This is a genomic window from Amycolatopsis sp. lyj-109 (genome assembly GCF_046548995.1).
Classification (GTDB): Bacteria; Actinomycetota; Actinomycetes; order Mycobacteriales; family Pseudonocardiaceae; genus Amycolatopsis.
Window position 1 is genome coordinate 1 of record NZ_JAJPWR010000056.1, and the last position, 13508, is coordinate 13508.

Here is a 13508-nt window from a genome sequence, read left to right on the forward strand (position 1 = left end):
GTCGTGAGTGGTAATTCGGGTTCTAACCCGAATTACCACTCACGACCAGCCGCGGCAGGACTGTAAGCCGGACCCTGGCCCGACTTCGCCAACAGCACCGTCCGAGGTCCCGAATGCGTCATTCGCGACGCTCGAACCCGCACTCCCGCGCCGGCACCGCCGTCACGCCGGCGCCCCGGCCGAGCTTCGCCGAAACCCTCCCGCCCGCGGGGGCGCCCCCCGGGTCCAGCGTATCGGCGCGGACCGACAACAACGGCGAAACAACCCCACCCCGAGCCGCTTTGTCCACATTGCCGCCACCCCGTGGACAACTTCCCGCGCATTCACGGATATGAACGACCCACTCGTCGAACCTGTCGAACGAGAGTGGTCGCGAGCAGCGCAACCGCCATAGGTAGGAAACTTAACCATCGGATGTTGAACCAATTAGCATTCACAACTACTCGCATTGTTGCGAGTTATTGCAAGATCTACCGCTGATACATCGGAGGTGTTACCGTCCAAACCCAGCCAGCGGAAAGGTGTTCCGCTGAGCGGGAAATCGTCCAACGGAGGGCAGCGTGGGACCTGAGCGCGGGCTCGAACAAAGCGGGACTCTCGAACGCGGGCTGGCCGTGCTGGAGCACGTCGGGCGGCATCAGGAGATTTCCACCAATGCGATCGCGCGGCAACTGGGACTTTCCCGCAGCGCCGCCTACCGGATCGTCGGCACCCTCAAGAACCTCGAGTACCTCGAAGCCGACCAGGTCACCGGCCGGGTGCGGCTGGGGACGCGGCTCGTCGAACTCGGGGCGCGGGCGATGGCGGCCACCGACCTGCACCGGTGTGCTCCCCGGTACCTCGCGTCGCTCGCCGAACGGTCCGGCGAAACCACCTACCTCGCCGTTCCCGACAACGACACCATGGTCTACGTCGCCACCGAACGCAGTGCCAGTGCCGTCACGCTCGCCTGCCGGCTCGGCACGCGGCGGCCGCAGCACGCGACGTCGCTCGGGAAGGCCTGGCTTGCCGCGCTGCCCGAGGCCGATCGGCTCGACCGCGTGCGCCGGATGAAGCTGGACCCGTTGACCCTCAAGACCATCATCGATCCCCACCGGCTGCTCGACGAACTCGCGAAGACCAGCCGGCGCGGCTGGGCGGTCGACGACGTCGAGAACGAGCCGGACGTCGGCTGCGTCGCCGCCGCCGTGCGGGACCACTCGGGACGGCCGATCGCCGCCATCAGCGTCGCCGGGCCGGCTCCGCGTGTGCTGCGCCGGCTCGACGAACTCGGTGCCTCCGTGGCCGGGACCGCCGCCGCCCTGTCCCTGCGGCTCGGGTTTGTCCGGAGCCGGCCGGCCTGAGCACCCGAACCCGGCAAAGGAGCCGACCGTGACCTGGATCCAGGACTACCAGCCGGCGGGCGGGCTGTGGGTTTCCGCGCTGCTCGCCGCGCTTCCGATCATCGTGCTGCTGGTTTCACTCGGGGTGATCCGCTTCTCCGCGCACCTCTCCGCGGCGCTGGCGCTGGTCACGGCGCTCGGCGTGGCCCTGCTGCTGTACCGGATGCCCGCCGCGCTGGCCTTCGACTCCGCCGCGATGGGCGTCGTGTTCGGCGTGTGGTCGGTGGCCTGGATCGCCTTCCACGCCGTGTACTTCCACAACGTCACCGTCGCCACCGGCCGGTTCGACGCGATCAAGCGGGTGCTCGCCGGGTTCAGCGAGGACCGGCGGCTGCAGGCGCTGCTCATCGCGTTCAGCTTCGGCGCGCTGCTCGAAGGCGTCGCGGGCGGCGGGTCGCCGATCGCGATCACCGCGGCGATGATGGCCGCGCTCGGGTTCCCGCCGGTGAAGGCCGTCGTGCTGGCGCTGCTGGCGAACACCGCGCCGGTCGCCTTCGGCGGGCTCGGCAACCCGCTGATCGTGCTCGGCAGGCTGACCGCGCCGATCATGCACCTCAAGCAGGACCAGGCGACCGAGCTGTTCTCGGCGGCGGTCGGCCGCCAGGTCCCGGTGCTGGCGCTGATCATCCCCGCGTTCCTGGTCGTGGTGCTGGCCGGCTGGAAGCGCATGCTCGAGGTGTGGCCGGCGGTGCTGACCGCCGGGCTCGCCTTCGCGGCCATGCAGTTCGTCGCGTCCAACTACATCAGCGCCAGCCTGGTCGACGTCCTCGCGGCGCTCACCGCGATGGCCGCGCTGTGGATCCTGACCCGCTTCTGGCAGCCCGCGACGGTGTGGCGCTTCGACGGCGAGGAAGCCGTCCCGGCCAAGAGCCTCGGCGCCGCACAGGCCGAACGCGGCGCGCTGTACGCGTGGATGCCCTACATCATCCTGATCCTGGCGATCTTCCTGTCGCGGATCGGCACGATCTTCAAGAACCTCCCCACCTGGCTCGACCTGACCAAGCTGCTGCACAAGGCCGACTGGATCTTCGCCTGGCCGGGGCTGCACAACCACGTCGTCCAGCACCCGCCGATCACCGCGAAGAACGCGCCGTACGCGGCGACGCTGACCGTCGACTTCCTGTTCTCGCCCGGCACGATCGCGCTGATCGCGGCGGTGATCGCCGGGCTCGCGATGGGCGGGCGGCCGAACCTGCTGCTGACGACGTACCGGAAGACCCTGCACCAGATGCGCTGGGCGCTGGCGACGATCTTCATGATCCTGGCGATCGCGTTCGTGATGAACTACTCGGGCGCGACGCAGACGCTGGGCCTGGCCCTGGCGACGACCGGCGTGGTCTTCCCGCTGTTCTCGGCGTACATCGGCTGGCTGGGCGTGTTCCTGACCGGCTCGGACGCGTCGACGAACAGCCTGTTCGGCCCGATGCAGGTGATTTCGGCGCAGCAGCTGAACCTCAACCCGATCCTGGCCGGCGCGACGAACACCTCGGGCGGCGTGATGGGCAAGATGATCTCGCCGCAGAACCTGTCGATCGGCGCGACGGCGATCGGGCAGAGCGGCAAGGAGGGCTCACTGCTGCGGCAGACGTTCCTGTGGTCGCTGCTGCTCACCGCGGTGGTCGGCGTGATTTCGCTCCTCCAGGCGACGATCCTGACGGCGATGATCCCGTCGCCCTAGGCTGGGCGGCATGAGTGAGGCACTGGCGTCCTTCGGCTACGAGCTCGGGATCCTGAAGCGCATCAGGAGATCGGGCTGGTGGCACGCGGGGGTCCGCGACCCGGAGTCGGTCGGCGAGCACAGCCTGCGCGCGGCCCAGCTCGCGGCGCTGCTCGCGGCGGAGGAAGGCGCGTCCCCGGAGCGGGCGGCGTTCCTCGCGCTGTGGCACGACACGCAGGAGACCCGTACGGGCGACCTGCCGCTGACGGCGAGCGACTACCTGCGCAAGCCGGAGCCTCGGCAGATCACCGCCGACCAGACGGCCGCGCTGCCTGCCCGGTCCCGGGAGCTCGTCCGCGAGGCGGTCGACGAGTACGAGACCCGGGAGTCGGCGGAAGCGTTGTGCGCCAAGGACGCGGACAAGCTGGAGATGCTGCTGCAGGCGCTGGAGTACCGGGACATCGGCGTCCGGCCGGTCGACGAGTGGATCGAGTCGGCGCGCAAGGGCCTCCGGACGGAGACGGCGCGGAAGGTCGCCGAGGCGGCGATGACCCTGTCGCCGCTTTCGTGGCGGGGCCGCTAACGGCTGACGGTCTTCGCGCGGTTCAAGAGCAGTTCCCGCTCGCGCGAGTTCTCCGTCATCTCCGCCGCCCGCCGGAACTCCTGCTCGGCTTCCGCGCGCCGGCCGAGCTTCTCCAGCAGGTCGCCGCGGACGCTCGGCAGCAGGTGGTAGTCCTTCAACGCCGGGTCGCCGGCGACCGCGTCGACCACTTCCAGGCCCGCCGACGGTCCGTACGCCATCGCCACCGCGACGCCGCGGTTCAGCTCGATCACCGGCGACGGCTGGAGCTTGCCGAGGCCTTCGTAGAGCGCCGCGATCCGGGCCCAGTCCGTCTCCTCGGCCGTCCGGGCCCGCGCGTGGCAGGCCGCGATCGCGGCCTGGGCGGAGTACGGGCCGTACGCGCCCTCGGCGATCTGCTCGGACAGCGCCAGCGCCGCGAGGCCGTGCTGGATCAGGAAGCGGTCCCAGCGGGAGCGGTCCTGGTCCAGCAGCAGCACCGGTACGCCGTTCGGGCCGGTGCGGGCCTTCGCGCGGGACGCCTGGAGTTCCATCAGCGCGACCAGGCCGTGGACCTCCGACTCGCCCGGCATCAGCCCGGCGAGCACCCGGCCGAGCCGCATCGCCTCTTCGCAGAGCGCCGGGCGCATCCAGTCGTCGCCGCGGGTGGCCGAATAGCCCTCGTTGAACACGAGGTAGACGACTTCGAGCACGGATGACAGCCGGGCGACGCGCTCGTCGCCCTCCGGCACTTCGAAGGGCACCTTCGCCGCGGTGAGGGCCTTCTTCGCCCGGACGATCCGCTGGGCGATCGTCGATTCGCGGACCAGGAAGGCACGCGCGATCTCGTCGGTGGTCAGGCCGCCGAGCATCCGCAGCGTCAGCGCCACCCGCGCCTGCGTGTTCAGCACCGGGTGGCAGGCGACGAACAGCAGGCGCAGGACGTCGTCCTCGATGTGGTCGTCGAGCGCCGCGTCGAAGTCGGGCCGGACGCCTTCGCCGAGCCGCTGGTCGCGGCCGACCTCTTCGAGCTTCTCCGCGTACCGCTCGTTGCGGCGGAACTGGTCGACCGCGCGGCGCTTGGCGATCGTCATCAGCCACGCGCCGGGGTTGCGCGGGACACCGGAGTCCGGCCACTGCTCCAGCGCCGCGACCAGCGCGTCCTGCGCCAGTTCTTCGGCGAGCCCGACGTCGCCGCGGGCCATCCGGGCCAGGCCCGCGATGAGCCGCGGCGACTCGATCCGCCAGACCGTCTCGACCGTTCTCCTGGTGTCCGCAACCGTCACCCGGCCATCAGACAGGGTGATCTTCCGCGGTGCAACCCACTACTCGCTGATCGGGCGGATCTCCAGCACGCCCTCGCCGGGGCCGAGGTTCGGGACCTGCTTCATCAGCTCGACGATCTCGTCGAGGGACTCGCCCTTGAGCACCCAGAACCCCGCGATCAGCTCCTTGGTCTCCGCGAACGGGCCGTCGATGACCTTGGGCTCCGCCTCGCCTTCGAACAGGACACGCGCGCCGTCCGCGCTGGACGTGAGCCCCTCGGCGAGTTCGATCCGGCCCTCGGCGAGCAGCCGCTCGTTGAACTTCGTCATCTCGGTCAGCTCTTCGGCGCTGGGCTGGAACCCGGCCGCCTCCGATTCGGGACTGGCCTTCACGATCACCAGGAATCGCACGGCGTCACGCCTGCCCGGCGGACTGCGCCCGCAGCCGGCCTTCCATTTCGGCGACCTCGGGCGTCATGTTCTCGAAGTCGGCCACCTCGGCGACGCGGCGGATCTCGACCTCACCGGCCTGGCCTTCCGGGTTGGGCATCCGCTTGATCCACTCGATGCACTCTTCGCGGTCGCGGCACTGGAGGATCCAGAAGCCGCCGACGAGTTCCTTGGTCTCGGCGAAGGGGCCGTCGACGACCTTGGGCTCCTCGGTGCCGGAGAAGACGACCCGCGCGCCTTCCGAGCTCGGCGTGAGCCCCTCGCCGGCGAGCAGGACGCCGGCCTTGACCAGCTCTTCGTTGAACTTCCCCATCTCCTCGAGCAGCTCGGCGCTCGGGCCCTCGCCGGCCTCGGAGCCTTCGTTGGTCTTGACGATCACCATGAACCGCATCGCGGTCTCCTCTCGGTCGGTCTTGCCTACGCGTCGAACGGACCCGGCCCGGATCGACAGCCCCGGGCAAAAAACTTTTCGCGCGGGAAACTAGCAGCTCAGGGTCGACTCGGGGGGACAATCCGGACAGGGGAGAATCATCAGCCGTGGCGGTACTCCCCGATGATCTCTCCTCCGCGCTCGACGCCGAGCTGGCCCGGCACCCCGTGGGCAGGCTGACCCAGTCCGTCGACCGGCTCAGCGCGCGCTACCGCCAAGGTGACGCGGCGACTTCGCCGATCCTCAGCTCCGAAGCCGACGTCGCCGCGTACGCGGGCTACCGCATGCCGGCCACCTACGCCGCCGTACACGCGGTGCTCGCCGAAGCCGCGTCACGCGCTCCCGGCTTCGAGCCGCGTACCCAGATCGACGTCGGCGGCGGCACCGGTGCCGCGGTGTGGGCTGCCGCGGCCGTCTGGCCTTCGCTGGCCCGGTGCACCGTGCTGGAGCAGGTCGCCGGGGCCATCGGGCTCGGCAAGCGGCTGGCCTCGGGCGCCGGACGAGCCGCCGTCCGGGACGCCGAGTGGCGGCGCGGGTTGGTCGACCCCGCCGCACCCGCCCCGGACGCCGACCTCGTCACGCTGTCCTACGTGCTCGGCGAGCTGCCCGACGCCGCCCGGGCCGACGTCGTGCGGTGGCTGGCCGCCAAGGCCGGGGCCGTGGCGCTGATCGAGCCCGGTACGCCGGCCGGCTACGAGCGGATCCGGGCCGCCCGCGCGCAGCTGATCGAACTCGGCCTGCACGTCGTCGCGCCGTGTCCGCACGATGCCGCGTGCCCGATCGTGCCCGGCCAGGACTGGTGCCACTTCGCCGCGCGGCTCCCGCGCTCGGGGCTGCACCGGAGGCTGAAGGCCGGCACGCTCGGGTTCGAGGACGAGAAGTTCGCGTACGTCGTCGCGTCGCGGACCCCGCCCGAGCGGGCGGACGCGCGGATCATCCGGCACCCGAAGAAGCACAAGGGCTGGGTCGCACTCGACCTGTGCACGGCTTCCGAAGGGCTGAAGCCCGGCGTCGCCGTCTCGAAGAAGCAGGGCCCGCGGTACCGTGCCGCCCGGGACGCCGAGTGGGGCGACGGCTGGCCGGCGAAGTGACCGCGCGGTGGTGTGGACCGACCGGCTACGGCATGTGAACCGTGCGGAGGAACTCCGCCAGCCGCCACGGGCGGCGTCCGCCGACGCGGACCTTGCCGCTGAGCACCGCGCGCGGCGTGGAGATCCGGCCGAACATCATCGGCACCAGCACCGCCGGGTCGAAGGTCAGCCGGGCGTCCGCCGTGCCGTCGGGTTCCTCCACCCGCAGGCTGCCGTGCTGCAGCACCATGACCACCGGTGCGGTGTACGCCGACCGGAACTCCACCGAGATCCGGCGGGGCGACGGCTTGGCGTAGTCGAGCAGCCGTCCGAGGTCGTTGCGGACCATGCCGACGAAGAACAGCTCCAGGAACATCCCCACGTGCGCCGGCTCGATCCGCCACGGCCTGCCGCTCGCGCGGGCGATGTCCTGGCCGTGGATGCTCAGCTCGTTGAGGAGGTGCGCGAGCAGACCCGCCACCGGGACGCGGCTGCCGCCCAGCCACCAGATCGGCTTCTCCGGGTCGTAGTCGCGGCTGACCTCCAGCACTTCCGCGATGTCCGCGCGCAGCCGTTCGGCCAGCCGGTGCGGGTCGCGCTCGGGGTAGGCCGTCATCGCGACGTCGTTCATCGCCCCGACCGTCTCGATGTTCGCGGAAGCCATCGGCTCTTCCAGCTCCGGCAGCGGCAGTGGACCGCCGTCGCCCTTGACCAAGGCCGTGTAAGCGAGCGCGATCCAGCCGACGTGCGCCGCCGTCTCGACGACCGACCAGTCGCCGACGGCCTTCGCGTGCGGGTCCGGCGCGTTCTCGACCGCGTCCGCGAACCGGCCGCCGACCTCCGAGAAGGCCGCACGAACCGCGTGCCACTGGGAAAGTTCGATCGTCATGGGGATTTACGGTAAGGCGCGTTCCCGGCGTCCCGAGTCTCCGAAAGTGCGGACCCCGGAGGTATCTTCGCCGCATGGCCCGGTTCCGGCTCCTGCCCCGGTCGACCCGGTGGCGGGTCGCCCTCTTCGCCGCCCTCGCGTCGGCCGTCGTGCTCGGCCTCGGATCGTACTGGTTCGTGAACGTGCTGCAGAGCGGCCTCGTGAACAACGCGAGGGCCCGGGCGAGCGACAAGGTCGATGCGCTGGTCGCGCTGCTGAACTCGGGCGTCGCACCCGAAGACGTGCCGAAGCGGTACGAAAAGGGCGGCGGGTACATGATCAGCACGGCGATCGTGAACCGCTGCTCCACCGGCCGGGCGAAGCAGTTCCCCGACGACCAGGTGGTCCAGATCTACGGGCCGGACTGCGTCATCGTCATGCCGTACGGGCTCGAGGAAGGGCAGGAGTACGGCGGCGCGGCGACGAACGACGGCCGCTACCAGGTCTCGGCCGGTGAGCGGCTCGACCCGCTCGGCCTCGAGACCGTGGCCACCGCCCAGCAGATCCTCTGGGGCGCGGTGCCGGCCGCCTCGTTGTTCATCGGCGCTGTCGCCTGGTTCGCCGTGCGCCGGTCGCTGCGCGCGGTCGGCGCCATCCGCGCCGAGGTCGACGGCATCCGCGCGCGGGACCTGGGCCGCCGCGTGCCGGTGCCCGACTCCGGCGACGAGATCACCGAGCTCGCCGTGACGATGAACGAGATGCTGGGCCGGCTCGACCGGTCGGTGCAGCGGCAGAGCCAGTTCACCGCCGACGCGTCGCACGAGCTGCGCACGCCGCTGGCGTCGATGCGCACCCAGCTCGAGGTCCAGCTCGCCCACCCCGACCGGCTCGACTGGCGCCGCAGCTTCGAAAACGCCGTGCTGGACGTCTCGCGGATGGAGACGCTCACCGGGGACCTGCTGCTGCTCAGCAAGCTGGACGCCGACCAGCCGGCCGTGGCCACCCGCATCGCGCTCGCGGACCTCGTCACCGAGCAGCTGGCCGCGCGGCTCCCGCGGGCCGGCGTCGAGCTGCGCGCGGAGATCCACGCCGAGCCGGTGGTCCAGGGGCACGCCGGCCGACTGGCGCGCGTGCTGCGCAACCTCGTCGACAACGCCGAGCGCCATGCCGGAAGCCGCGTGACGATCACGCTCACCGAGGTCGGCGGTCAGGCCGTGCTGGCCGTCCGGGACGACGGCCCCGGCATCCCGGACGGCCAGCGCGAGCGCGTCTTCGACCGGTTCGTCCGCCTCGACGACGACCGCGCGCGCGAAGACGACGGCGGCTCCGGGCTGGGGCTGGCGATCGCCGCGGAGATCGCGCGGATCCACGGCGGCACGCTGCGCGTCGCCGAGAGCGCGTCCGGGGCCTGCCTGGAGCTGCGCCTGCCGCTTGCCTGAAGACTTCTTCAGCCTGCTTAAGCTCCGGTTCAGCGTGCGCGCAAGAGCATCCCGCCATGCTGATCGACTTCGCGCCGGCTCCGGCGCGCACGCGCGAACGCCGCGCGGTCCCCTACGTCGTCGCCGCGGTCGCCTTCGCCGGGTACGCCACCTGGTCGCTGCAGCGGCTGCGGACGTTCGACGCGAGCGGGTTCGACCTGGGGATCTTCGAACAGGCGGTGCGGTCCTACGCGCACGGGCACTGGCCGGTGTCGGACCTGCTCGGCGCGGGCTACCCGACGCTGGGCGACCACTTCCACCCGATCTTGGCGCTGCTGGCGCCGTTCTACCTGCTGTGGCCGTCGCCGGGGTGCCTGCTGGTCGCGCAGGCCCTGCTGTTCGCGCTGTCCGCCGTGCCGGTGACGCGGTGTGCGAGCCGGCTGCTCGGCGCCCGCCGGGGCGCGCTCGTGGGCGCCGGGTACGTGCTGTCGTGGGGGCTGCTGTCCGCGGTGAACTTCGACTTCCACGAAGTCTGCTTCGCCGTCCCGATGCTGGCGTTCACCGCCGAACACCTGCTGCACGGCCGGTGGCGGCCCGCGGTCTGGTGCGCGCTGCCGCTGGTGCTGGTCAAGGAGGACCTCCCGCTGACGCTCGCCGCGGTCGGCGTGGTGCTGGTGCTCAACCGGCAGCGGCGGCTCGGCTGGACGGTGATCGGCTTCGGCGTCGTCACGTCCGCGCTGCTGTTCCTGGTCGTCTTGCCCGCGCTGAACCCGGGAGGCGCGTACGCGCACGGCAGCGGCTTCAACCCGTTCGGCGGGGCGATCGTCAAGGTGTCGATGCTGCTGGCCCTGCTGGTCCCGACCGCGTTCGCGGCTCTGCGCTCGCCGCTGCTCGTGCTGGCGGTGCCGACGCTCCTGTGGCGGCTGGTTTCGGCGAACGACCGCTACTGGGGCATGGGCTACCACTACAGCGCGGTGCTGATGCCGATCGTGTTCATCGCCGGCGTGCACGGCGCCCGCCGGTTCGCCGGCTTCAAGCGGTACCTGCCGGTGTGCGCGGTGGTCGCCGGGCTGGCTTCGCTCGCCCTGCAGGCGGCGCACCTGACCAGCGGCGTCTGGACGCCGGCGCAGCGGGCCGGGATCGACGCGGTCCTGGCGCGCGTCCCGGACGGCGCGACGGTGCTGGCGTCCAACCGGCTGGCCCCGCGGCTGACGTCCCGCTGCACGGTGCTGTTCTTCGACGGCGTGACCGGCGAGCGGCCGGAGTGGGTGGTCGTGGCGCAGCCGGAACAGTCCTGGCCGACGACGCTCGCGACGAAGGCCGCGGCGCTCGCGGATCTGGAGGACACGGGGTATCGGCGCGTCGACGGGACGGACTCCGTCGTGCTGCTCCACCGTGAGTAGGAAACTCGCAGCGGTAACCGGCCAGTCGGGGGGCGTGCCGGCCGGTTACCGCCGCACCGAGGAAGAGGGAACCCTGCGTCAGGAATGACGCGCGAGATCCGGCTTCACCCGATCGAGTGACATCGCGGCCGGACCCAAGCGCCCCAATGTGGCCTTCGGTGCGTCTGACGCACCCAAGGCGGCCTTCGGTGCGTCAGACGCAACCAAGGCCGCCTTGGGGCGCTTGGGGCTTGTCAGCTGCGGCCGAAGCACACGAACGGCATCAGCGGTTCCGCCTGCGCCGCGTCCGCGAGCGCCCGCGCCGGCGGCGTGCCCACCGCCAGCGCCTGGTGGAACGCCAGCATCACGCCACCCGCGGTGCGGTCGTCGACGCGGGCCACGCTGGAGACCACTGTGCGGCTGCCGCCGTAGAGCAGCGCCGCCGTGAAGCCCAGGACCTCGTCGCCCGCCCGGACCACCGCCTGGCCGACGTCGCACGACGACAGCACCACCTGCTCCGGTGCCGTCGCCAGCTGCTGGACGTCGTAGGCCATCAGCGGCCCGTCGGCCAGGTTGAGCCGGGAAAACAGCACGTTCTCCTGCTCGTGGTGGCCGTGCGCGGCGAAGTGGGCCAGCCGGCAGCCGTCGAACGCCTTGAGCGTGGCCGCGACCGTCGCGTCCGGGCCCGTCAGGACCTCGGCGTCCGGGTACAGCGGCGCCAGCCGGGCGACCTCCGCCTCCGCGTGGGTCAGGTCGGAGCCCGCGACGAGCAGCGGTGCGCCGGTCGCGCGGCCGGCTCGGCGGCCCGCGTCGAACCAGGCCGACGACGACGGTGTGACCGTCACCGGGCGGCCGTGCAACGTCGGCAGCAGCCCCCACGGGATCGCCGAAAGCGCGCCGGTCGGCACGACGACGACGTCGAGGTCGCCGAGCCGGGACGCCAGCGGCGCCAGCAGGATCGCGTCCAGCGCGGTGACCTGCGTCCGCACCGAACGGCGGATGACCCGGTCCAGCTGCGGCGGCAGCTGGCGCCCGCACAACGCGTCGAGGTCACTGTGCAGCCGCGCGACCGGCTCCGCCACGGCCGACGCCGGGCCGAGCTCGATCAGCGCCACCCGGTGATCGGCGATCACCTGCGCGCACAACGCGCCGCGGTCGGCGAGGAAGCAGACCATCGCGCTGCCGGTCTCGGCCAGCTCGTCGCCGATCTCGCGCAGCTTCGCTTCGAAGTGGTCGGCGTCCACGCCTTCGGCCTGCCAGCCCTTGGCGCGGATCTCGCGCTCCAGCGCGGCACACCGCTTCACGGCCTGGGTGTCCGGCTTCCCGGCCAGCTCGCCCGCGCGGATCTGCATCGAGAGGAACCGCAGCTCGGCGACGGCGTCGACGGTCTCCGGGTGGGCCGGCGGGCGCACCGGCCGGAACCGGAACGCCTGGGCGCGCGAGCGGTCGAGCCAGCGGAACACCACGCCCGGCGAGCGCTGGGCGAGCGCGGCCGCGAGCCCGGCGTCGGCCAGTTCCTTGCCCAGCGACGTCGTCCCGGTCTGCAGGTCGACGCTGCCGAACCGGCTGCGGTGCCGCTGCAGCTGGGTCAGCCCGGCCCGCGCGTTCGCGAAGGTGACGCGCCGGTGGCCGGTCGCGGCGCCGAGTTCGGCCAGCGCGAGCCGCCGGACCAGGCGGTTTTCCAGCGGCGCGGTGCGGCGGTCGCGCGGGGCGATGCCGGCGCGGGCGCCGTCGAGGTCGCCGAGCGCGATCCGGGCCCGGGCCGCCAGCAGGCCCGCGATTTCCGCGTCGTTGCGCAGGCCCAGCGCGGTGAGCCGGTCGGCCAGCGCGGTCGCCTCCGCGCCGACGCGGGAGATCCGCCGCCCGGCCGCGAAGTCCGCGCGCAGCACGGTCAGCTGCGCCACCGCCGCCCAGGTTTCGTTGCCCCGACGGCGAAACCGGCGTTCGGCCCGCCCGGCCCAGCTGCGCGCGGCGGCCGGATCGCCGCTCGCCAGCGCGGCCAGCGCCCTGGTCAGCTCGGCCTCGGCGTGTTCCTGGTTCATCCGCAGCCGCGGGAACTGCTCGAGCGCCGCGTCCAGTTCGGCGGCGGCTTCGTGCGGCAGCCCGGCGGCCAGCAGCGCCCGCGCCTTGTCGACGGCCAGCACCGGCAGCATCCCGACGCTCTCCTCGGCGTAGAAGCCGCTGGCCGCGTCGAAGTCGCGCAGGGCACCCGGGATGTCGCCGGTGAGCACCCGCGCCTGGCCGCGGCCGTGCGCGGCTTTGGCGAAGATCCTGGCCAGGCCGTCTTCTTCGGGGTGGCTCGCCCCGATCTGCTCGCACTGGTCGAGATCGGCGAGCGCGAGCCGGACGCGCCCGGCGTACTGGTGCAGCATCGCGCGGTTGAGCAGCGTCCTGGCGAGCACGACGAACTCGCCGGCCTGCCGCAGCAGCGGGACGGCCTCGTCGAAGCACACCAGTGCTTCGTCCATCCGGCCGATCAGGATGAGCACGAGACCCCGTTGCTGGCGCAGGATCCCGCGCCCGGCGTCCGACACGAGTGCGTCGGCCGCGTCGAGCAGGGCGAGCCCCCGGGCGCTGTTGCCCAACGCCGTTTCGACGGCCGCGTAGGTGCCGAGCACGCGCGTCGCGAGGTCGGGCCAGGCGGGCCACCCTTTCGGGGGTTCCGTGGCGGGCAGGCCGAGCAGCCGCGCGGCGGAGCGGATCAGGCGGCTGCCGACCACCGGCTGGCCGTTGTTCGTCGCCGCGACCGCACGCCGATGCAGGTCCCGGACCCGGTCTTCGACCCTCGGCGACGCGACCACAGGCTGCCCTTTCGGCCGGGGAAGGACGCCCCGGATCGTACCTCCGAGTCAGAGGTATCAGGCAGCTATCGCAGACGGCGGATTCTCCCGGCCGGCCGTGTCCTGGCTCGTAAATCGAGGTGACTGTGGGCGCGCGGTAGCGCCCCCGGCGTAGCGCAGCGGAGCCGGGGCCCGGGGTGAAGGGGTTAGGCGGCGTGGGGTTGGAGGGTGACGTGCTGGCCGGTGA

Annotated in this window: 11 protein-coding genes; 6 read left to right on the forward strand and 5 right to left on the reverse strand. The window is 72.1% G+C overall.

What is annotated here, in order from left to right; translation table 11 throughout:
* The first annotated feature begins 560 nt into the window (after positions 1 to 560).
* Genes ACLJQF_RS48585 through ACLJQF_RS48595 form a run of 3 tightly spaced genes read left to right on the forward strand, consistent with a single transcriptional unit; the run spans position 561 to position 3622 of the window.
* A complete protein-coding gene (locus ACLJQF_RS48585) occupies positions 561 to 1343 on the forward strand; it encodes an IclR family transcriptional regulator (protein ID WP_410617461.1) in 783 nt (260 codons plus the stop codon).
* A gap of 28 nt (positions 1344 to 1371) precedes the next feature.
* On the forward strand, positions 1372 to 3060 hold the full coding sequence (locus ACLJQF_RS48590; RefSeq protein ID WP_410617463.1) for an L-lactate permease: 1689 nt from the start codon (positions 1372 to 1374) through the stop codon (positions 3058 to 3060).
* A gap of 10 nt (positions 3061 to 3070) precedes the next feature.
* Positions 3071 to 3622: an HD domain-containing protein gene (locus ACLJQF_RS48595; RefSeq protein WP_410617464.1), complete on the forward strand. Its 552-nt coding sequence runs from the start codon at positions 3071 to 3073 to the stop codon at positions 3620 to 3622.
* Here ACLJQF_RS48595 and ACLJQF_RS48600 read toward each other — a convergent pair.
* From ACLJQF_RS48600 to ACLJQF_RS48610, 3 genes are read right to left on the reverse strand one after another with little or no spacing between them, the layout of a single operon-like run.
* The gene (locus ACLJQF_RS48600) at positions 3619 to 4884 is read right to left on the reverse strand and encodes an RNA polymerase sigma factor (protein ID WP_410617465.1); all 1266 of its coding nucleotides are present in this window, start codon (positions 4882 to 4884) and stop codon (positions 3619 to 3621) included. The genes ACLJQF_RS48595 and ACLJQF_RS48600 overlap by 4 nt on opposite strands.
* 39 nt (positions 4885 to 4923) lie before the next feature.
* A complete protein-coding gene (locus tag ACLJQF_RS48605; protein WP_410617467.1) occupies positions 4924 to 5274 on the reverse strand; it encodes a YciI family protein in 351 nt (116 codons plus the stop codon).
* A gap of 4 nt (positions 5275 to 5278) precedes the next feature.
* Positions 5279 to 5704, reverse strand: a complete 426-nt coding sequence (locus ACLJQF_RS48610; RefSeq protein ID WP_410617468.1) for a YciI family protein — start codon at positions 5702 to 5704, stop codon at positions 5279 to 5281.
* A 146-nt stretch (positions 5705 to 5850) separates the two neighbouring features.
* On the opposite strand from ACLJQF_RS48610, the gene ACLJQF_RS48615 reads away from it, so the two are divergent.
* The gene (locus ACLJQF_RS48615; RefSeq protein WP_410617469.1) at positions 5851 to 6834 is read left to right on the forward strand and encodes a small ribosomal subunit Rsm22 family protein; all 984 of its coding nucleotides are present in this window, start codon (positions 5851 to 5853) and stop codon (positions 6832 to 6834) included.
* A gap of 25 nt (positions 6835 to 6859) precedes the next feature.
* On the opposite strand, the gene ACLJQF_RS48620 is transcribed toward ACLJQF_RS48615, so the two are convergent.
* Positions 6860 to 7702, reverse strand: a complete 843-nt coding sequence (locus ACLJQF_RS48620) for a maleylpyruvate isomerase N-terminal domain-containing protein (RefSeq protein ID WP_410617471.1) — start codon at positions 7700 to 7702, stop codon at positions 6860 to 6862.
* A 74-nt stretch (positions 7703 to 7776) separates the two neighbouring features.
* On the opposite strand from ACLJQF_RS48620, the gene ACLJQF_RS48625 reads away from it, so the two are divergent.
* Together ACLJQF_RS48625 and ACLJQF_RS48630 are read left to right on the forward strand one after the other, a co-directional pair.
* Complete coding sequence (locus ACLJQF_RS48625) at positions 7777 to 9120, forward strand: sensor histidine kinase (protein ID WP_410617472.1); 1344 nt, start codon at positions 7777 to 7779, stop codon at positions 9118 to 9120.
* Positions 9121 to 9176: 56 nt separating this feature from the next.
* Positions 9177 to 10502 carry a DUF2079 domain-containing protein gene (locus tag ACLJQF_RS48630; protein ID WP_410617473.1) on the forward strand — a complete coding sequence of 442 codons (1326 nt, stop codon included), beginning with the start codon at positions 9177 to 9179 and terminating at the stop codon, positions 10500 to 10502.
* A 233-nt stretch (positions 10503 to 10735) separates the two neighbouring features.
* Here ACLJQF_RS48630 and ACLJQF_RS48635 read toward each other — a convergent pair whose 3' ends face one another.
* Positions 10736 to 13282: a CHAT domain-containing protein gene (locus ACLJQF_RS48635; protein ID WP_410617474.1), complete on the reverse strand. Its 2547-nt coding sequence runs from the start codon at positions 13280 to 13282 to the stop codon at positions 10736 to 10738.
* Between the last annotated feature and the right edge of the window lie 226 nt (positions 13283 to 13508).

Excerpts from the sequence above, each read along its gene's own strand:
- ACLJQF_RS48610 (WP_410617468.1), bottom strand. The coding sequence starts at position 5,704 with ATGCGGTTCATGGTGATCGTCAAGACCAACGAAGGCTCCGAGGCCGGC.
- ACLJQF_RS48595 (WP_410617464.1), top strand. The coding sequence starts at position 3,071 with ATGAGTGAGGCACTGGCGTCCTTCGGCTACGAGCTCGGGATCCTGAAG.
- ACLJQF_RS48620 (WP_410617471.1), bottom strand. The coding sequence starts at position 7,702 with ATGACGATCGAACTTTCCCAGTGGCACGCGGTTCGTGCGGCCTTCTCG.
- ACLJQF_RS48630 (WP_410617473.1), top strand. The coding sequence starts at position 9,177 with ATGCTGATCGACTTCGCGCCGGCTCCGGCGCGCACGCGCGAACGCCGC.
- ACLJQF_RS48625 (WP_410617472.1), top strand. The coding sequence starts at position 7,777 with ATGGCCCGGTTCCGGCTCCTGCCCCGGTCGACCCGGTGGCGGGTCGCC.